Here is a 19,963-nt window from a genome sequence, read left to right on the forward strand (position 1 = left end):
CTTTAAAGGAATAGAAAGACTCGGGCTTGAAAAGGAATATATATTAGACTATCCAAATATTGAAGTAAAAAACAGTTTTTCAAGATTAATATTAGAGGCAAATTATGGAATAGAAACATCGAAAATAAAAGAATTAAACAGAACAATAATAAAGTCATTATTAAAAAATGACATAAAAGGATTAATAGAAGAAATAAAGAAAATAATAAGTGCAATACCGTATAACTTACACAAAAAAGAAGAAAAGTATTATCATTCATTAATATTTACAATAATAGCATCAGCGGGAATAGACATAAAAGCAGAAGAATTAACAAACCTAGGAAGAAGTGATTTAGTACTAGAATATGAAGACAAAATATATTTATTTGAAATAAAATTAGACAAAAGTGCAGAGGAGGCCATAAATCAAATAAAAGAAATGAAGTATTATGAAAAATACAGTGGAAAAGAAATATATATAATAGGAATAAATATCAATTCAGAAAAAAGGAATATTGAGGATTATATTGTTGAGAAGATATAAACTCCAATGGATTCCATAATTAAAAAAACTCTTCCAGAATCGAGATGGAAGAGTTTTTTTATTAATATTATTCGGTATAACCAATTTTCCAATATTCAACAAGACGTTTTGGGATTTTATCGGTAAAATCTGGCAATTTTTGTTTCATGTAGAATGAATTTCCATAATAAGGTTTGGTTGTTCCTGTTAATTGTTTTACTATATATAATTCATCTTTTGCTCTGGTAACTGCAACGTAAAATAAACGTTCTTCTTCATCGAGTTTTTTATCCTTTAAAGCCATTCCGTTTGGGAAATCTCCTGGATTAACAGAAATAATTATTACAACTTTCCATTCAAGACCCTTTGCACCGTGAACAGTAGTTAATGTAATTTTTTCAACTTTTCTATCTTTTTCTGCTCCTTGAATTTCAATATTTTCACTTAAAGCTAATTCTTCTAGAAATTTATCAAGAGTTTCATATCTTGAGGCAATTTCCGATAGCCTTTCTACATCTAATTTTCTTGAATAAGCATCTTTAAAGTTTAATTCAAGATATTCTCTATAAAATTCTAAGTGTATGTAATCAATTAAATCTTGAGGATTTTCTGTTTCATTTTCATATAGGTATAAAATAATATCTTTTAATTTTGGATATTTTTTCAAGTTTATTTGTTCAAAAGCATCATAAGGGGTTGTGTATTCCATTAGATTATTATAAAATTCATTTGTAATTTTTGTCATAGTTTTCTGGCCAATTCCGGGGAATAATTTTAATACTCTTGACCAAGAAATATTATCAAATGGATTTGCGATAATTTTTAAAAAGGCCATTATATCTTTTATATGTCTTGTTTCTATAAACCTTTTTCCTGATAATAGTTTATATGATATTTTGTTAGCATCTAATTTTTGTTGTAATGTCATTGATAAACTATGAGAACGATATAAAATAGCTATGTCTTCAGGAGAAATTCCTTCATCAAATTTATTTTCTATAAGTTGAACAACAAAATCTGCCTGTTCTAATTCATCATATGTTTTTACGATTTTTGGTTTGAAATTAAATGAAGATCTAAAAGGTTTTAATTTTTTTGGAATAGAATGAGTTGGAATTAAGTAATTTTCCAGTTCTACTATTTCAGGTACACTTCTATAATTAGTCTGTATTTTAAATAATTTAACGTTTTCATGATTTTGGAAATCTTCTACATTTTCAAATCTTGACCCTCTAAATGAATAAATACTTTGAGAATCGTCACCCACGACTATAAGATTTTTATGAATGCTAGACAAGAATTCAACAATTCTTAGTTGAACTAAACTAGTATCTTGGAATTCATCAACTAAAACCCATTTATATTTTGAGGCAATATGATTTCTAATTTCTTCATTTGTTTCTAATAATCTTAAAGTATTTATTAACATATCATCATAATCCATGGCATTTATTTTTTGTTTTAATTCTATATAATTCATATAGATTTTTTCTATATCATCTTCATAATCTATTAAATATGGAGCAACATCTAAAATAGCTTCTCTTATGGACTTTAACGTGTTAGCAGCATAACCAATTATTTTTAAAATTACACCTTCATTTGGTATTTGTTTTGCTTCTTCTTTTGTTAAATTGTTTTTATATTCATTTTTAGCAATTCTCATTAAGTCTTTAGAGTCTTCTGAATCTAAAATTGAAAAGTTGTTTTCATATCCTAAAACTTTTGCATATCTTCTAAGAATCATATTACAAATGTGGTGAAAAGTACCAGTTGTAAGTGAGGAAGTGTCAATATTTGTAACGTTTTTTACCCTTTCGATCATTTCTTTTGCTGAGGCTCTTGTGAATGTAACAAGCAAAATATTTTCTGGTTTTATACCTTGAGATAATAAATAGGCTATTTTATAAGTAATAACCCGGGTTTTCCCAGAACCCGGGCCAGCAATTATTAATGTTCTTCCATTGGAATTAACAACAGCATCTAATTGTTCTTTATCTAATTCTTCTTTGAAAAATTCTGGAATAATGTATTCACTTTTTTTTATGTTAAACACTTTTTCGTCCATAATTTCCTCCATTAAATCCTTTTTTACAATTCTTTTCCAAGCATTGAACTGAGTTCTTTAAGTTGGGCGCTTCTACTTGGATGTCTTAATTTTCTTAAAGCTTTAACTTCTATTTGTCTAATTCTTTCTCTTGTAACATTGAAATATTGACCGACCTCTTCTAATGTTTTAACCTTTCCATCAAGAAGTCCATATCTCATTTTTAATACCATGGCTTCTCTTGGTTGTAATGTATCTAATATTTTTTCTAATTCTTCTCTTAAAAGCATTTTCATAGCTACCTCTGAAGGCTTATCTAGTGAATCATCAGCTATAAAATCACCTATAGTTGAATCATCTTCATCGGATGATCCTAATGGTGAATCAGCAGATATAGTTTCTCTAGCTGTCAATAGAATTTCATTAACTTTTTCAACAGTTTTACCTGTTAAATCTGCTAATTTTTCAGGAGATGGATATTCTCCATATTCCTGCAAATATTCTCTAATTATTTTATTAAATTTATTTATTGTTTCTACCATGTGAACAGGGATTCTAATAGTTCTTGCTTGATCTGCAATTGCTCTTGTGATTGCTTGTCGTATCCACCATGTTGCATATGTACTAAATTTGAATCCTTTTTTATAATCAAATTTATTTACAGCTTTAATAAGACCAATATTACCTTCTTGAATTAAATCAAGGAAAGATAAACCTCTACCGACGTATTTTTTTGCAATAGAGATTACTAATCTTAAATTGGCTCTTATTAATTCATCTCTTGCTTTTTTATTTCCTTCATGTGCTCTTTTTGCTAATCGTTTTTCTCTTTGAGGAGTTAATAATTTTATTTTTCCTATTTCTTTTAAATAAACTTTTATAGGGTCTTTTAAAGACATATTATCAAATACCTGCGTAACGCCCTCTTCTAAATAGTCCATTAGTTCAATAGTAGCAGTACCTTCTGATTCTATAATTTCTTCTATTTCATGAATGCTTTCATCATCTAATTGAGAACCGTCATCAACCATAATGCCTTCTTTTTCAAGAGATTCATATATTTTTTCAATTAGTTCAGTATCCAATTCTGAAGGTAATGTTTTATCTATATCTTCATAGGTTAAAACCATATTATTTTTTTTAGCTTTTTTTATCAACTCTTTTATAATTTTTTCAAAAGGTTTTGGAGGTTTATAATTTTTTTTCTTTTTCTTTTTTACCTCTACAAACTCTTCAGATTTATCAATTTCTCCTATTTCTAAATTTCCTATTTCTTCAATAGCCTTCATTAAATTTTTATCTGCCATTAAAAAACACCTCCTCGCTTTTTGAGGGTAGCGAGTATATCAATAATTTTTTTCATTATAACCTTTTTTTCTTTTGGATCTGTAGTATTATTAAGTTTCTTTCTTAGTTCCGTAATCTCTTTTTCTTTTCGGATTTTATCTACCGATTGTATTAGACTCTGAAAAATCTTTTCTGGTTCTATTTCATAATCAAAATTCCAAATTAATTTTATTAAGTCAATTAATTCTTCGCTACCATTCTCAAGTATTTCAGATAAATCATAACCATTTTCTGTGAAATCTAAAAATTCCTTTCCTAAATTTTCGAAATCGTTAGCGGAAAGATGTTCTTTTATTTTATCTCTATATTTTTTATGTTTTATCCATAACCATATTAATTGCTTGTCTAATTCATTATGTTTCTTTTCAGGTAAATTATTTTCATTTTCAATAGAAGCATATGGAATAATTTTTTTATTAAATTTTTTATACTTTAGAATGTTTTCTATTGATTTTTTAATATTTTTTTCTGGTTTTAATAGTAATAAAGAAATTCTTTTAATAAATGTATCTAAAATAACAGCATGTTTAGATCGTTGGAATTTTAAATACCATTCAGCCATTTTTTCTAGATATTGTTCTATACCAAATTCGTCATTAATATTATATTTGTCTTTATAGTATTCTGGAATGAATTCATAGAATTTCTTTGAATTTTCTAAAGTATTTAAAATACCGGATTTTCCAGATTTTTGAATTAGTTCATCAGGATCTTTAGCATTATATTGAGAAATAGCTACTTGAAAACCATAAGATAATAAATAATCCAATGATTTTAATGTTGCATTTTGCCCAGCCTCATCCATATCAAACATGGTGATTACCTTATCAGTTAAATTTATTAATTTTTTTGCATGATTAGATGTAAATGCTGACCCTAAAATAGCTATAGAATTTTCAAAACCATTAATATGCATATTTATAGCATCAAAATAACCTTCGACTAAAATAGTATATTGTTCTCGTTTAATAATGTTTTTTGCTTTGTCATATAAAAACAAAATATTGGATTTTTGAAAAAAGTCATTTTCAGGACTATTTAAATATTTAGGGGTTTCGTTGTTTATAGAACGCCCAGCAAAAGCTACTATTCTACCAAAATCATCTTTTATAGGTATTATTATTCTATTTTGAAAAATTTCACTACCGTTACTTCTTAATATACCAAGATCATTTCCGATACTTATTGGCAAGTCAAAGTCATCTAAAATTGATGATTTTAAAGAGCCGTTGGAAAATCCAAGCTCAAATTTTTCAGCATATTCCCTATTAATACCTCTGTTAATAAGATATTTCCATGCAGAATGGGATTTTGGAAGGTTTAATAGTATTTCTCTATATTTCTTATGATAGCTTTCAAAAATTTGTAATTCTATAGGTAATTCTTTTCTTTTTAAATATTGAGATATATCTATTCCTGCCATAGATGCTGCTTTTTTAACGGCATCAACAAAATTTAGTTGTTCGTATTTTTGTATAAAACTTATTGGATCACCGTGAGCGCCGCATCCGAAACAATGAAAAGTGTTTGTTGCAGGGAAAATAAAAAAAGAAGGTGTATCTTCAGGGTGAAATGGACATAATGCCGTATAATTCTTTCCTGTTCTTTTCAAGGAAAGATAATTTCCGACAATGTCTTTTATATTTAATCTTGAATTAATTTCTTCAATAACTTCCTTTGGTATCAAAATACCATCCCCATATAGCAAAATTATGGGAACGGAAAAACCGTTCCCTTATTATGCAACATTTTGTGATATGATCCAAATCATCTCTTTGAGAATTGTGGAGCTCTTCTTGCCTTTCTTAAACCGTATTTCTTTCTTTCTACTTCTCTTGGATCTCTTGTTAATAAACCGTATTTTCTTAATACAGGTCTTAAGTTTTCGTCAAATTGTAATAAAGCTCTTGCAATACCTAATCTTATAGCACCAGCTTGACCATTCATTCCGCCGCCTTCAACAGTAATTACTAAGTCGAATTTACCTTCGTTTTCTGTAACTGTTAATGGTTCTAAAGCGTGTTTTGACCAAACAGGGTTATTATTGAAATATTGAGTTAAATTTTCGAATTCTTTTTTATTTACTCTTACTTTACCTTCACCAGGTCTTAAGTGTACTCTTGCGATAGAAGCTTTTCTTCTACCTGTGCCATAATAATCTATTAATTCAGCCATGCATTATTCCCTCCTTATAATTCCAACTTTTCTGGTTTTTGTGCTTCATGAGGGTGATTAGAACCAGAATAAACCTTTAGTTTTTTGAACATATGTCTTCCTAATGTAGTTTTAGGAAGCATTCCTTTTACAGCTTTTTCAATTAATCTTTCAGGATATTTTTCTAAAATTTCTTTTGCAGTTTGTTCTTTTATACCACCTGGATATCCTGTATGTCTATAATATTTTTTTTGTGTCCATTTTTTACCTGTTAAGACAATTTTTTCAGCATTTATCACAATTACATAATCACCTGTGTCAACATGAGGTGTATATGTTGGTTTATGTTTTCCTTGCAAAATTTTTGCTACTTGTGCAGCTAATCTACCTAATGACATACCTGCTGCATCAACAACATACCATTTTCTTTCTACTTCTTCATTTTTTGCTAAATAACTCTTTTGAGTCATAATTGAAGCCATTTTGCTGTCCTCCTTTCTTAGGAAAAAAAGTTCTTTATTCTTTTATATAACAAGTCTCCTAAAATACCGTTTAAAACAAATTTTATCATATTAAATGCAATTATAGTTACAATAAGAGTCCAACTTGTTAATCCAAAGTAATTTGCAGCTTCACTAAAAGACATTTTAAAATAAATTGGAATAATAGCCATATTCATTAAAACCATAACTATACCTACACCAAAAGAAGCAATAACATATTTCATATATTTATTTATATTTAATTTAAATATTGTAAGTATTGAAATAAAGGTAAAGATAGCTACAAAATCCATTGAGACACCAATTAAATCGCCCGACTTAACGAAATAAAATACAAGATCTTTAGTAATTAATGAAAACATTGCAGTTTTCCAATCAAATAAAAATAATGAAGCGATTATTAACAAAGCACTTGGATCAAATTTTAAAAAATTTGCAAATGGGAAAATCGGGAATTCTAAAAACATTAATAATACAGATAATGCTCCCAATATTCCTGCCGTGGACAAAATTTTTACACGGCTCATACTATCACCCTTACCTTTCGGGATAAACACTTACTAATTTTCTGTTATTTTTCTTTTCGAATTTTACATAACCTTCTATTTTAGCAAAAATTGTATGATCTTTTCCCATACCCACATTATTACCTGGGTGGAAATGTGTTCCTCTTTGTCTAACGATGATATTTCCTGGTATTACTTTTTGACCATCACCTTTTTTTACACCGAGGTACTTTGGTTTAGAATCTCTTCCGTTTTTTGCAGTACCTCCACTCTTTTTAGAAGAAAAGAGTTGAAGATTTATTTTCATTATTTATTCACCTCCACTTTCAAGTTATCAGGATAACTCTTTTCGATACCTTTTAAAGCATCATGCAAGTATTTTATTAATTTATCAGACATTTCATTATTAGTCCAGTTAATTTTTAAATATCCATCTTTCTTTTTGAACTTCCCAATTTTTTCGTTTTTTATAATTTCTGCAACAAATTGTGTTAAAACACTAACAGCGCTACAAACAATATCTTTTCCAAATTCATCAAATTCAGCATGTCCTTTAATTTCAACATAATTTTTTTTGAAATTAAATTTCACATCAATCATGCTTCGATTTTCTTAATCTTTAATGCTGTGTAATGTTGGCGATGTCCTTTTTTTCTTCTATAATTTTTTCTTCCTTGGAACTTTACAACTAAAACTTTTTTATTTTTTCCATGTTCTACTACTTCAGCAATAACTTTAGCGTTCTCTACATAAGGTTTTCCAATTTTTGGAGAATCACCTTTAACGAATAAAACTTTGTCTAAAACAACTTCAGCGCCTTGTTCATATCCGTTTAATTTTTCTGTGTAAAGTTCCATTCCTTCTTCTACTCTGTATTGTTTTCCGCCAACTTCGATAATAGCGTACATATAGTCACCTCCTCTTGAAATAGTCATAATGGGCTAAGGTACCATAATGGCTTTAAGACCTTAGATCCTTTCCGGAATATTTTATCATATTTCTCACTAAGCATTGATTAAACTTATGTTAAAATTATAAATCGGTTTGATTATTGTTATAAATATCTTTATAGTGTAACTTTAGTTACGGAATATTATATACAAATAGTATATAATATATTCGGATAAAAAATATCGTATTTAAATAAATTATATATAAAAATATTATGATAGAGGTGATGAAATATGAGGAAATATCGAGTTGAAAAAGAAAAGTGTATTGCATGTAGGGCTTGTGTTAGAACAGCGCCAGAAAATTTTAAAATTGAAAATGGAAAAGCCATCGTTTTTAAACAACTCGAAAATGAAGATGAATTAAATAAAAGCGAAAGAGCAAAGGAAATATGTCCAACAAATGCTATATTTTATTTAAATGGAGAACCAGTGACTGGTGAATCAAAGGTTAGAGAAACAATTGAAAAATATCCAGAATTAAAAGATGTGTTAACTAAGATATCTCCGAAATTTAAAACAATGCAAAATCCAGTTATGTGGAATACTATAGCAAAATATGCTACATTTAAAAATGCAGCTAAAATGTCAGGTGTTTCTTTATGTGAAATATTGCATACCGTTAATAAGGCATTAGGTTTGGAAAAGGAACTATATAAATTATTTCCAGAATGTATTAGAGAAAATAAAAAAACTTTTAATAGTGTTGAAATTACTTGGGAAGAACCTGAAAATCTGATTAAAATTAATGAAAATAATTTAGAAAATATTGGATTAATTGTTACCCAACTTGAAGAGTTAAAGTCAGGGCAATCAATGGTATTCGAAGGTAATATTGAAATTGAACCCATTGTAAAAATAATTGAATCTAAAGGTTATATATACAATATAAATAGCATTAATCCATATAAAGCTCGTATTTCAGTATTTAATAAACCGTCTAATGAAAAGGTTAAAAAAGAATACGAGATCCTTGATGTTAGAACGATGCAAGTAGATCCTTTTGATATTATTATAAAAAAAGCATATTCATTAAATCCTGGGGAAGGATTTGTATTAGTTCAAACTTTTGTTCCAACACCTTTGATAAATATGTTAGATGGAATGGGTTTTGATGCAAAAGTTGAGCAAGTAGGTCCATATGAGGTGAAAGTATATTTTACTAGAAGGATAGAAAATGACATTGAGGAAGAAGGTTACATGAACAAACCAACTATTACAATACAGTCTGCAACTCCGGTAGGATATCCTATTATAATGAGATTATTACAGTCTAAAAGATTAAAAAAGGTTGTTAATATAAAAGAATTAAAAATTTGGGAAGAAACAGAGAAACATTTAGGATGGATAATAAACGGTAAAGCAGATATAAGCTTTTCAGCATTAATAACAGCAACAAAACTTAGAGAATTAGATGTAAAAATGCCAGTAGTTTTTGTATGGGACAATTTTTCTATAATTACAAGAGGATACAAAGCCAAATCATTAGAAGATTTAAAAGGAAGAAAAATTTATTTACCATTGTTTGAAGATGCACCGCCAGCAAAGATAACAAAATATTTAATTCAAGCAAAAGGATTAAACATAAATGATTTTGAATTTGTTTTTGGTAATCCTTTTGGAAGGCCAAAACAAATAATGATAGACTTTTTATCAGGAAAGGCAGATACAGTTCTTTTAAGAGAACCTGAAGCAGGATTTGTTATGAAAGCTATAGAGGAAAGCAATATAGAATATTCGGAATTACAATATGGAGAAATATGGAATGAAATAAATGAAGGGTTTGGATTATTGCCAAATGCAGGAGTTGTTTTTAATGGGAAATTAGTTAGAGAAAACAAAGAAATAGTTGATGTTGTTCTTGAAGAACTTAAAGAAGCGATTGATTGGGTGAACAATAATAAAAAGGAAGCTGCAAAACTTTCCTTTGATATGATGAGAGCACCAATTAAAAATGTTGAGAAATTTTTAGAAAGAGCTACATTTAAATATGTTTCAGGAAAAGAACTTGAAGAGAAAGTATATAAGTTTTATGATATTTTAATAAAAAATGATATTATTAATGCAACATTAGACGACAAATTAATGGATATATTTAAATTATAATAAAAAACCTTCCGGTTAAGCTGGAAGGCTTTTTATTAGATATTTATATCTATTCCAATAGGGCAATGATCAGAACCCATTATTTCCGAAAGAATAAAAGCATCTTTAACTTTTTCTTTTAAAGGGGTACTTACAAAGAAATAGTCTATTCTCCATCCAACATTTCTTTCTCTTGCACGAGTTTTATAATCCCACCATGTATAATTATTTGGTTCTTGATTAAACATTCTAAATGTATCAATGAAACCACTATCTAGTAATTTGTCAATCCATTCCCTTTCTATTGGTAAAAAACCAGATACTTTTTCATTTTCTTTAGGCCTTGCAAGATCTATTTCTTTATGTGCAGTATTAACATCACCACAAATGATTATATTAGGTTGCTTTTTTTTATAATCTTCTAAAAATTCTAAAAGATAATAATAAAAATCCATTTTATAATTTAATCGTTCTTCTCTTGCTTTTCCGTTTGGAAAATAAATATTAAATAGTGAAAAGTTTTCATATTCTGTAATTAATGTTCTTCCTTCAGAATCAAATTTTTCATTTCCTAATCCTTTTAGTATATTTTTTGGAGTAATTTTTGTAAAAGTAGCAACCCCACTATATCCTTTTTTTTCTGCTGAAACAAAGTATTTTTCCCATGGTCCATAATTTAAAAATTTTTTTGTTAATTGTTCTTCTCTAGCTTTTGTTTCCTGAATACACAGGATATCAGGATCTTCATTATCTAAAAATTCCAAAAATCCTTTTTTTATAGCTGCCCTTATTCCGTTTACATTCCAAGATATAATTTTCATATATTTCTCACCTCTCAAGATTAATAATATTATTATCTTAATTAAATTATAACATAATTTTCTATTTGAAATTTGCAAAATAAAATAGTAAAATTATATAAAATGAAAACTTTTGAACTTGGAATTTTTTGTTTTTGTTGAATTTATTTTGTTATGGATAAGGAATATTTGGAGCATATTATGCAAAAATGCAAATGATGTATTAAAATATTCAAAACTATTTATTAATAGGAGGCCATAAAATGGGAGTTTTAGAAGGATTAGAACCAAAAAAAGTATTTTATTTTTTTGAAAAAATAAGTAAAATTCCAAGATGTTCGGGGAATGAAAAAGCAATTAGTGATTATCTTGTAAATTTTGCTAAAGAAAGAAACCTCGAGTATATTCAGGATAAAGCATTAAATGTGATTATAAAAAAACCAGCAACAAAAGGATATGAAGATGTTCCTGGAGTTATCATTCAAGGTCATATAGATATGGTATGTGAAAAAACATCTGATTCGAATCATGATTTTTCAAAAGATCCTTTGAAATTACAAATTGAAGGTGATTATATTAAAGCTACAAATACCACATTAGGAGCTGATAATGGTATAGCTGTAGCTTATGCTTTAGCTATATTAGATTCAAAGGATATTGAACACCCAGCAATAGAAGCATTATTTACTACAGAAGAAGAAACAGGTATGACTGGTGCAAATAAATTAGATCCAAAGCATTTAAATGGAAAAGTCCTTCTTAATATAGATTCAGAAGAAGAAGGTATATTTTATGTAAGTTGTGCAGGTGGATTAAGAGATATTATCACACTACCTGTTAAGTTCAAAGAATCTAAAAATAAATATGGGTTAAAATTAAAGATTTCTGGTTTGCAGGGTGGCCATTCCGGAATGGAAATTATAAGACAAAGAGGTAATGCTAATAAATTGTTAGGAAGAGTATTATATGATTTATATAAAAAAATGAAAGTTGAGTGTGTTTCAATAAATGGCGGAGATAAAAGTAATGCAATACCAAGAGAAGCTACAGCTGAATTAGTTGTTGATAATTTGGAAAAAGCAAAAGAAATTGCTGAATATTGGGATAAAACATTTAAAAATGAATTAAATGTTTCTGATCCAGATGTAACAGTTTCAATTGAAGAAACAAATAAATTTGAAAAAGTATTAGATAATGAAACTTTTGAAAAAACAATATATATTCTGATGTTAGTTCATGATGGGGTTCAAACAATGAGTAAGTCAATTGAAGGATTAGTAGAAAGTTCAAGTAATTTAGGTGTTGTTAAAACATATGATAATAGGATAGAATTCACATCTGCAACGAGAAGCTCTGTGGAAACTTTAAGGGATTTAATACATAATAAAACAGAGATTATAGCAAAATTAGTAGGTGCAGAAATAAATACAAATGCACCTTATCCAGCATGGGAATATAAGCCAGATTCCAAAATAAGAGAATTAATGAAAAAAGTATATAAAGATATGTATGGTAAAGAACCAGAGATAGCAGCTATTCACGCAGGATTGGAATGTGGAATATTGTCTGGAAAAATGAAAGATGTAGATATGATATCTTTTGGACCAAATTTATATGATGTTCATACACCTCAAGAAAAAATGAGTATATCTTCTGTAAAAAGGACATGGGAGTTTTTAATCGAGGTTTTAAAGCAGATGAAAAGTTATTAAAAAAGCAGGCAAATCGCCTGCTTTTTTATTATATTACCCATTTTCCATTTTTCATAATTAATTCTTCTTTACCATCTTTTATTCCATATACATTCATTTTTTCATTTCCTATCATAAAGTCAACATGTGTAATGCTATTATTTAAACCAACTTCTTTTAATTCTTCTTCATTCATGTTTTCGCCATTTTCAACACATGTTGAATATGCTCTACCAAATGCAAAGTGTGATGCAGCATTTTCATCAAATAATGTATTATAAAATACTACATTTAATTGATAAATTGGAGAATCAACAGGAACTAAAGCGACTTCACCAAGATAACTAGCACCTTCATCTAAAGAAATAGCTTGTTTTAAAATTTCTTCACCTTTTTCTGCTGTTACGTTAACTATTTTACCATCTTTAAATTCCATTGTAAAACCATCAATTACATTACCGCCATAAACTAAAGGTTTGCTGTTTTTAACATATCCATTTACTTTATCTTTGTGAGGAGCAGTAAATACTTCTTCTGTTGGAATATTTGGTAAAAATACTACACCATCTTCATTTTTTTGTGTTCCACCTAACCATTTGTGATTTCTTGGCAATCCGACAGTTAAATTTGTACCGAGGCCTTCATATCTAAGATAATCATATTGCTTATTATTTAAATATTCTGTTTTTTCTTTTAAAGAATTTAAATGTTTATTCCATAATTCTACAGGATCATCAGTTTCATTAACTCTAACAGTTTTTAATATAGCATTCCATAAATCATTTATAGGATTTTCTGAATTAGGGAATACTTTTTTTGCCCATTTTTCAGAAGGTACTGCACCAATAGACCATGAAACTTTATCAGCCATTATAACTTTAGATACGTCTTTCATAGCAGTTTGCCTTGTTTTAGAATATTGACCTATTTTTTGTGGATCAATTGTTTTTAATATATCTGGGTCAGATCCTATAATACTTAAAAACGCACCTTTTTCATCACAGAAATATTTTGCCATGTCTACTTCCCATTGATGGAATTCATTTAGCAACTCATCATCTGCATGTTTTAGTTTTAAAAATAACATATATTCATCGTTATATACTGTATATACTTCTTTAGCACCTGCTTCATAAGCTTTTTCAGCTACTTTTCTAGTAAAATCCACAGCATCTATTGTAGATCTTAAAAAAACTCTTTGGCCTTTTTGTACATTTAAACCCACTTTTACTAACAATTCTGCGTATTTTTCTAATAAAATGTCCATTAAGACTCCTCCTTGAATAGTTTTAATTGTTCTGCTTTTAAAGGATAACCCTCTATTAATTTTAGTTTTAATTCAGCTTTTTCTATTAAATTTTTATATTCTGAGAATTGTTTTAAAGATGATAATATTTGTTTTTTAAATAGTGTGAAATAATCAATCTCAAAATCATTATATAATAATTTTTTAAAATCTTCAAGATGTTCTCTTTCTATACTTGCTGAAATATAATAAATATTGCCATCTTGATTTTTATTAAATATATTTTTTATAGTTTCAAAATGTTTATAATTGTAGTATTTTATGTAGTAATATAATAATCTATCATCATAATTGAATTTAAAATCATATATTCTTTCCATAAAAATAGCAGATCTTATATGATTAGGCAATGTTTTATATTCTTCAAAATTTTTTCTTCTAATACTTTTTATAATAGCAATATCTTCTATGGGATATTTTTTTATTTCATAATAATAATCAATAATATCTTGTAGAGTTAAAACGTTATCTAATGCTTTTAAGAACAAAGAAGATAAAATATTTTTAAATATTTCAGGAGTATCTCTTCTAACAATTTCAACACCATGTGTAATAATTTTTCTATCAAAATCATAACCAAAATACCGTTTTTTTACTCCAAAGAATCTTACTCTTTTATATATTTTATCGACTTCTAGGTTAAGAGTGCATTCTATTTTTTCATTTGTAAATTTCGGGATTAATTCTTTTGGGATATTTTTATTAACATAATTTGCAATATAATTTCCGATTTCTATTAAGTCTTCTTTTGTTAATGTTTTTTCACTTTCAATATGATTAAAAGAGCTATCTGTATCAGAATATAATACTTTTGTTTTGAAATCAATATATCTTCCATTAATGTATATATTTTTAAAATAATGATTATTAAGCTTGTTATTTACATATCTTAAGGCAGATCTTGCTGCTGATAAAATAGCTAAAGAGATTCTCGTATCATGAAGAGAAAAATTTTCTGTTCCAAGAACACCATATATTGAATTTAATAGTATTTTATAATTATACTGTTTAATATCATATATAATATAGTTTGGGTCATTTAAGTTTGTATTTTTCTTTAAATTTTTATAATATAGACGTTCTTTTAAGAAATACTTTACTAAAGAAGACACAATACCTTCTTTTTCCAAGGTAAATTTTAATGGTTTATAATTGTCACCTTCTTCAATCAAAGCTTTCCCGAGATCTATATGTTTTTTATTATAATTTGGATCATAAATAAGTGTTTCTGGCGAAATATTATATGTAGCTATAATATTTGGATAAAGAGAAGTAAAATCTAATACAACAACATTATCAAATGTTTTATTTGGTGGAGTTAAAACAATAGCCCCGGTTATTTTTAGATCATTTTTTTCTCTTTCATAAAATCTAAAAGTAATTTTATTTTTTAAAATAAATTGTTGAATAAAATGTTCTATAGATATAGAAGTTCCAAATAATAAATTATATGGAATTCTTATCAATGACTGTAATGAACAAATTAAACCAATTAATTTTAATTTATTTTCTAGTTCAACAAGTATCTCAACATCTCTAAAAATATAATCAACAAATTTGTCCATATCTTTATTATAATAATTAAAACCTTTATGTTCAGTTTTACCTGATATTTTATGATGTTTAGCAACAATATCTAATTTATATGATGCAGGTTTATTTAAAACATATCGTCTATACAATTCAAGATAATCTATTAAATTTACACCAGGAATTACATTATAATATTTTCCATTACGTTGATAAGAATTATGTTTTAAATTATATATAGCACTTAAATTAATGTTATAATGAGTAGCTCTATTTATTAAGTAAGGAATGTCGAAACCATTTGAAAACCATCCAGTAATAATATCAGGTTGTTCACTCTCTATACTTTTACTAAAATATAATAACATTTCTTTTTCTGAATTAAAATATATTATATTTTTATTGGAATTAATTTTTTTATTATATACTACAAAAGCATAATATTCTTTTTTATAAGTATCATAATACGTGATAGAAATGATTTTTCCATTGTAATTTTTAACATCATCACTTGTGACTTCGATGTCTAAAAACCATATTTTTTTATCTTCAGGATTTTCTGAGATGGGCATATTGAATATATTCATAAGGTTTTTACCATAAGTGTATATTTTATTCTTTTCTAAATCCTCGCTGATTTTTTTAAATAGATTATATGAAATATCAAGTGTAACGTTAATTAGTTTTTTACCATATATATCCTTCCAGTTAAAATCAATATCAATAAAATCTTTTATTCTGTATTTTAATAGAATTTTTTCTACTCTATCAATATATTTATCTTCAAAAATTAAATTAAAATATTTTTTTTCTTTTTTTAGTTTTGAATTAATGGAATCTTTAAAATAGAACTCTTTAGTTGTGGGATCTTGCCAGATAGAAATAATCATATATTCATCTCCATTGTGATATAATAATATTGTATATAAATTGTCTGAATTAAAGGAGTGAAAAAATGAAAATAGTTAGATATGATTCTCTGGAAAAACTTTCAGGTATTAATTTTGATGGTAGAAAATTATTTACATCAAAAAATATTGAATTGGTCTTAATAAGTTTAGAGTCAGGTGAAAAGGTGAAAAAACATTCTGTTCCTTTTGATGCTATTTTTTTTGTTTCAAAAGGTGAAGGTATTATTGAATTAGATGATGAAATGGTAAATGTAAAAGAAAATGATATGATGTACTGTGATAAAAACGTGGAACATGGTCTAATAAATAATTCTAAAGAAAAATTTAATGTATTAGTAATTAAAATATTCGAATAGGTGATAAAATGGTTGAGCTATTAAAAAACAATGAGTTTTGTGTATTAGATACAGAAACAACAGGTCTCAATCCCGAAAATGGAGATAGAATTATAGAAATTGCTATATATAATATTATAACTGAAGAAAGTAATTATTTTGTTAAAGATAAATTTATTACATATATTTATCCAGAAAGATCTATACCATATTTCATTACTAAAATGACAGGAATTTCAAATTATCATGTGGCAGAAGCTCCAAAATTTTTTGAAATAGCAAATGATTTTTTAAAATTTATAGAAAATAAAATTTTAGTAATTCAAAATGTTGGATTTGATATGAAGTTTTTGAATAGTGAATTAGAATTATGTGGCTATCAAATTTTAAACAATAAAACTATAGATACAATATTAATGTCTAGAAAGATTTTTAAATATGAAAGAAGACATAATCTGGATTCTATAGTATCAAGATTAGATATATCAAAAAAAGTAAGTAGGCATTCTGCTGAAGGAGATGTTATCTTAACAACTGAGGCATTTGTAAAGATGAGAAATATAATTTTGAATAATTAAGGGGCCCTTTTTAGAGCCCTTTAATTTTTTTCATTAATTAAAATATTAATATATTTTTTAAAAGTACTTTCTAATTTTTCATTAGAAACTGTTTCAGCGATTTTCCCATTAATAAATATTGCGCCACCTGTTTTGGTTCCAGCAATTCCTATATCTGCATGTTTTGCTTCGCCTGGACCATTAACAACGCATCCCATTACAGCAATATTTAAGTCCTTATCAATATCTTTAGTCCAATTTTTAACTTTTGTAGCTAGCTCTTCAACGTTTATTTCTGTTCTTGCACATGTTGGGCACGCGATTACTCTTGTTCCTTTTTTAAATTCAAGAAGAGTTAATAGTTTTTTTGCGACTAAAACTTCTTTAATAGGATCGCCTGCGATGGATATTCTTATTGTATCCCCAATATTATTTAATAGTAATGCACCTAATCCTGCAGAGGATAGTACCAGAGCATCTTCATAAATTCCAGCTTCAGTAATCCCTATGTGCAATGGATATGGTACCTTTTCTGAAATATATTTATTAGATAAAAAGTTTTCTTTAGCATTTGTAGATTTTATAGATATAACAATATTATTAAACTCTAAATCTTCCATGATTTTAACTTCTTCTAAAGCGCTTTCGGCTAAAGCTTGGTATCTTGGCATATTTGAATTCTCATATTCTTTTTTTATGGAACCAGAATTTGCACCAACTCTAATAGGAATATTATAATCTTTAGCAACTTTAACAACTTCTTTAACTTTCCATAATGCACCTATATTACCGGGATTAATTCTTACTTTAGCAGCACCAACTTTTATTGCTTCTATAGCGATTTTATAATCAAAATGAATATCAGCTACAATCGGTACAGGAGAGGTTTCGCATATTTTTTTGAAAGATGGGATATCATCAAGCGTTCTAACAGAAACCCTAACTATTTCAGCTCCTGCATTTGCAAGTCTTATAATTTGTTTTAGGGTATTTTCTATATCAAGAGTATCTGTGTTTGTCATACTTTGTATAATAATAGGATTATTTCCTCCGATTGGAATGTTTTTTACAAAAACTGTATTTTTAGAAAACATAATTTACCTCCAATTATTTGAATTATCTGAAAAATCTTAAAATATCATTATATGTAAAATATACAAAAAGTCCCATTAAAATAAGGAATCCGATCGTGTGTATTGTGGCCTCTACCTTTGGATTTGTTCTTTTGCCTGTAATCATTTCATATATAGAAAAAACAATTCTTCCTCCGTCTAAAGCTGGTATAGGCAATAAATTTACAATACCTAAATTTAAAGTAATTAAAGCAATTAAAGATATCAAAGCTTCGGGTCCAGCTTTAGCTGCTTGACCAACAGCACTAGCAATTCCAACAGGTCCCATAACATCAGTAGTTTTAACCTTTCCTGTAAATAATTGTCCTATTACATCTATCATTGCTCTTAATAATGTATTGGCCCATTGAAAGGAGACGGTTATAACTTCTAAACCTTTTGGTTTCCATTTATCAAAAGCAAATTTTAAAACCAAAGGTTCTTGTAAAATAGATAAAAATTGTGATTTACTTAATTTAGTTTCAATTTTTTCCCCATTTCTTAAAATTGTAATATTTAATGATTCAGATTCTATTCCCTTTTTAAATTCAGTAATGAGATTATTAGATATTGTAATAAGTTTTTCTTCTTGAGATAGTGAAAGTGAAGTTAGAAAATTTATTAAATCAAAGCCACTTGTAATTTTTTTATTATTAATTGCAATTATCATATCATTTTTTTGAAAAGGTGAGATATCTTTATTTATTATATTCGAAAATGTTGAAAAATAAACACCTATAGCATATCTTTTTGGAGATATGGAATATCCTTCTATTTTACCCTCTATAATTTTTCCATTTCCTAGCTCAATAATTAATTTATCTCCTTTTTCAAGGTTTGGTAAAATTTCTCCAATTTTTTCTGGAGGACTCATGTTGAATGACTTTATTTTATCAGAATCAATATCATCAATATTAATATCTATATTTTTAAAAATTATAGTATATTCTGGATTAAATAATTCAGGCGTTATATTTATATTAATAGGATTTCCATTTCTAATGATTTCCAAATTAAGTTCTTTTCCTTCTTTTATAGATAAACTTAAAATAGAGCTATCAAAAACAATATGCCCGTCAACTTTTTTTATAACATCACCTGAATGTAATCCAGCATAATATGCAGGAGAATCTTTTATTACTTCTTCTATCTTAACCTCTGGGAATCCATATAACAATCCAGAAATTGATAATACAATATAACCTAATATTACTGAAAATAAAGGTCCGGCAAAGGCAATTAAAAATTTTTGCCAAGGTTTTTTGTTATAAAATAAAGATGGATCATTAGAAATTTCCTCATTTTCTATTTCCTCGCCAGCAATTTTAACATAACCACCTATAGGGATGAGATTAAATCTAAAGAGAGTTTCTTTACCTTTATATGAAAAAAGTTTTGGCCCCATACCAATTGCAAATTCTTCTACTTGAGTTTTAAACAATTTTGCAAAAATAAAATGTCCTAATTCGTGAAAAAATACAACAATAGTTATAACAACCATAAACCAAAATAGTGTTAGCATTAACACACCTCCATAATCATTCATAATCATTTTTTATCTAAAATATTTTATCATATATATGTTAATGATATAAAATGAAAGTTTGAATTAAAACGAACATAT

At 27.1% G+C, this 19,963-nt stretch carries 19 protein-coding genes; 5 read left to right on the top strand and 14 right to left on the bottom strand.

Going from position 1 to position 19,963, the window contains the following annotated elements:
- Window positions 1–526 (top strand): PD-(D/E)XK nuclease domain-containing protein (locus ACYQ44_RS09225; RefSeq protein ID WP_459996778.1); only part of this gene is annotated, 526 nt, incomplete at its 5' end.
- A gap of 67 nt (window positions 527–593) precedes the next feature.
- On the opposite strand, the gene ACYQ44_RS09230 is transcribed toward ACYQ44_RS09225, so the two are convergent.
- From ACYQ44_RS09230 to rplU, 9 genes are all read right to left on the bottom strand, one after another.
- Window positions 594–2,573, bottom strand: a complete 1,980-nt coding sequence (locus ACYQ44_RS09230; protein WP_459996781.1) for an ATP-dependent helicase — start codon at window positions 2,571–2,573, stop codon at window positions 594–596.
- A 23-nt stretch (window positions 2,574–2,596) separates the two neighbouring features.
- Window positions 2,597–3,859: an RNA polymerase sigma factor RpoD gene (gene rpoD, locus ACYQ44_RS09235; RefSeq protein WP_459996782.1), complete on the bottom strand. Its 1,263-nt coding sequence runs from the start codon at window positions 3,857–3,859 to the stop codon at window positions 2,597–2,599.
- Window positions 3,859–5,586, bottom strand: a complete 1,728-nt coding sequence (gene dnaG, locus ACYQ44_RS09240) for a DNA primase (RefSeq protein ID WP_459996784.1) — start codon at window positions 5,584–5,586, stop codon at window positions 3,859–3,861. Before dnaG ends, rpoD begins: the two co-directional genes overlap by 1 nt.
- Window positions 5,587–5,666: 80 nt before the next feature.
- Window positions 5,667–6,074, bottom strand: coding sequence for a 30S ribosomal protein S9 (rpsI, locus tag ACYQ44_RS09245; protein ID WP_459996786.1), 408 nt, complete (start codon window positions 6,072–6,074; stop codon window positions 5,667–5,669).
- Between the two features lie 14 nt (window positions 6,075–6,088).
- On the bottom strand, window positions 6,089–6,535 hold the full coding sequence (gene rplM, locus ACYQ44_RS09250) for a 50S ribosomal protein L13 (protein WP_459996788.1): 447 nt from the start codon (window positions 6,533–6,535) through the stop codon (window positions 6,089–6,091).
- 17 nt (window positions 6,536–6,552) lie between these two features.
- Entirely contained in the window at window positions 6,553–7,083 is a 531-nt protein-coding gene (locus ACYQ44_RS09255) for an ECF transporter S component (RefSeq protein WP_459996790.1), read from the bottom strand.
- Between the two features lie 10 nt (window positions 7,084–7,093).
- Window positions 7,094–7,372 carry a 50S ribosomal protein L27 gene (gene rpmA / locus ACYQ44_RS09260; protein ID WP_459996813.1) on the bottom strand — a complete coding sequence of 93 codons (279 nt, stop codon included), beginning with the start codon at window positions 7,370–7,372 and terminating at the stop codon, window positions 7,094–7,096.
- Window positions 7,369–7,662: a ribosomal-processing cysteine protease Prp gene (locus ACYQ44_RS09265; protein ID WP_459996792.1), complete on the bottom strand. Its 294-nt coding sequence runs from the start codon at window positions 7,660–7,662 to the stop codon at window positions 7,369–7,371. The genes rpmA and ACYQ44_RS09265 overlap by 4 nt, the downstream gene beginning before the upstream one ends.
- Complete coding sequence (rplU, locus tag ACYQ44_RS09270; RefSeq protein ID WP_459996794.1) at window positions 7,659–7,970, bottom strand: 50S ribosomal protein L21; 312 nt, start codon at window positions 7,968–7,970, stop codon at window positions 7,659–7,661. The genes ACYQ44_RS09265 and rplU overlap by 4 nt, the downstream gene beginning before the upstream one ends.
- A 276-nt stretch (window positions 7,971–8,246) precedes the next feature.
- Between rplU and ACYQ44_RS09275 the strand changes: the two genes are divergently transcribed.
- Complete coding sequence (locus ACYQ44_RS09275; RefSeq protein WP_459996795.1) at window positions 8,247–10,118, top strand: DUF1858 domain-containing protein; 1,872 nt, start codon at window positions 8,247–8,249, stop codon at window positions 10,116–10,118.
- A gap of 35 nt (window positions 10,119–10,153) precedes the next feature.
- Here ACYQ44_RS09275 and ACYQ44_RS09280 read toward each other — a convergent pair whose 3' ends face one another.
- On the bottom strand, window positions 10,154–10,918 hold the full coding sequence (locus ACYQ44_RS09280; RefSeq protein ID WP_459996797.1) for an exodeoxyribonuclease III: 765 nt from the start codon (window positions 10,916–10,918) through the stop codon (window positions 10,154–10,156).
- 242 nt (window positions 10,919–11,160) lie between these two features.
- Here ACYQ44_RS09280 and ACYQ44_RS09285 point away from each other — a divergent pair, with 242 nt between their 5' ends.
- Window positions 11,161–12,609 carry an aminoacyl-histidine dipeptidase gene (locus tag ACYQ44_RS09285; protein ID WP_459996800.1) on the top strand — a complete coding sequence of 483 codons (1,449 nt, stop codon included), beginning with the start codon at window positions 11,161–11,163 and terminating at the stop codon, window positions 12,607–12,609.
- Between the two features lie 28 nt (window positions 12,610–12,637).
- Here ACYQ44_RS09285 and ACYQ44_RS09290 read toward each other — a convergent pair whose 3' ends face one another.
- Together ACYQ44_RS09290 and ACYQ44_RS09295 are read right to left on the bottom strand one after the other, a co-directional pair.
- Window positions 12,638–13,855 (bottom strand): aminopeptidase, encoded by a 1,218-nt coding sequence (locus tag ACYQ44_RS09290; protein WP_459996802.1) that lies wholly within the window; start codon window positions 13,853–13,855, stop codon window positions 12,638–12,640.
- On the bottom strand, window positions 13,855–16,314 hold the full coding sequence (locus ACYQ44_RS09295) for a DNA polymerase domain-containing protein (RefSeq protein ID WP_459996804.1): 2,460 nt from the start codon (window positions 16,312–16,314) through the stop codon (window positions 13,855–13,857). Before ACYQ44_RS09295 ends, ACYQ44_RS09290 begins: the two co-directional genes overlap by 1 nt.
- Before the next feature lie 65 nt (window positions 16,315–16,379).
- On the opposite strand from ACYQ44_RS09295, the gene ACYQ44_RS09300 reads away from it, so the two are divergent.
- Window positions 16,380–16,691 carry a cupin domain-containing protein gene (locus tag ACYQ44_RS09300; protein ID WP_459996806.1) on the top strand — a complete coding sequence of 104 codons (312 nt, stop codon included), beginning with the start codon at window positions 16,380–16,382 and terminating at the stop codon, window positions 16,689–16,691.
- Window positions 16,692–16,699: 8 nt separating this feature from the next.
- Window positions 16,700–17,248, top strand: coding sequence for a 3'-5' exonuclease (locus tag ACYQ44_RS09305; RefSeq protein WP_459996808.1), 549 nt, complete (start codon window positions 16,700–16,702; stop codon window positions 17,246–17,248).
- Window positions 17,249–17,268: 20 nt separating this feature from the next.
- On the opposite strand, the gene ispG is transcribed toward ACYQ44_RS09305, so the two are convergent.
- Together ispG and ACYQ44_RS09315 are read right to left on the bottom strand one after the other, a co-directional pair.
- Window positions 17,269–18,321, bottom strand: coding sequence for a flavodoxin-dependent (E)-4-hydroxy-3-methylbut-2-enyl-diphosphate synthase (gene ispG, locus ACYQ44_RS09310; RefSeq protein WP_459996810.1), 1,053 nt, complete (start codon window positions 18,319–18,321; stop codon window positions 17,269–17,271).
- 22 nt (window positions 18,322–18,343) lie between these two features.
- Window positions 18,344–19,861, bottom strand: coding sequence for a M50 family metallopeptidase (locus ACYQ44_RS09315; protein ID WP_459996812.1), 1,518 nt, complete (start codon window positions 19,859–19,861; stop codon window positions 18,344–18,346).
- Between the last annotated feature and the right edge of the window lie 102 nt (window positions 19,862–19,963).

It is taken from the genome of Marinitoga arctica, assembly GCF_054657315.1.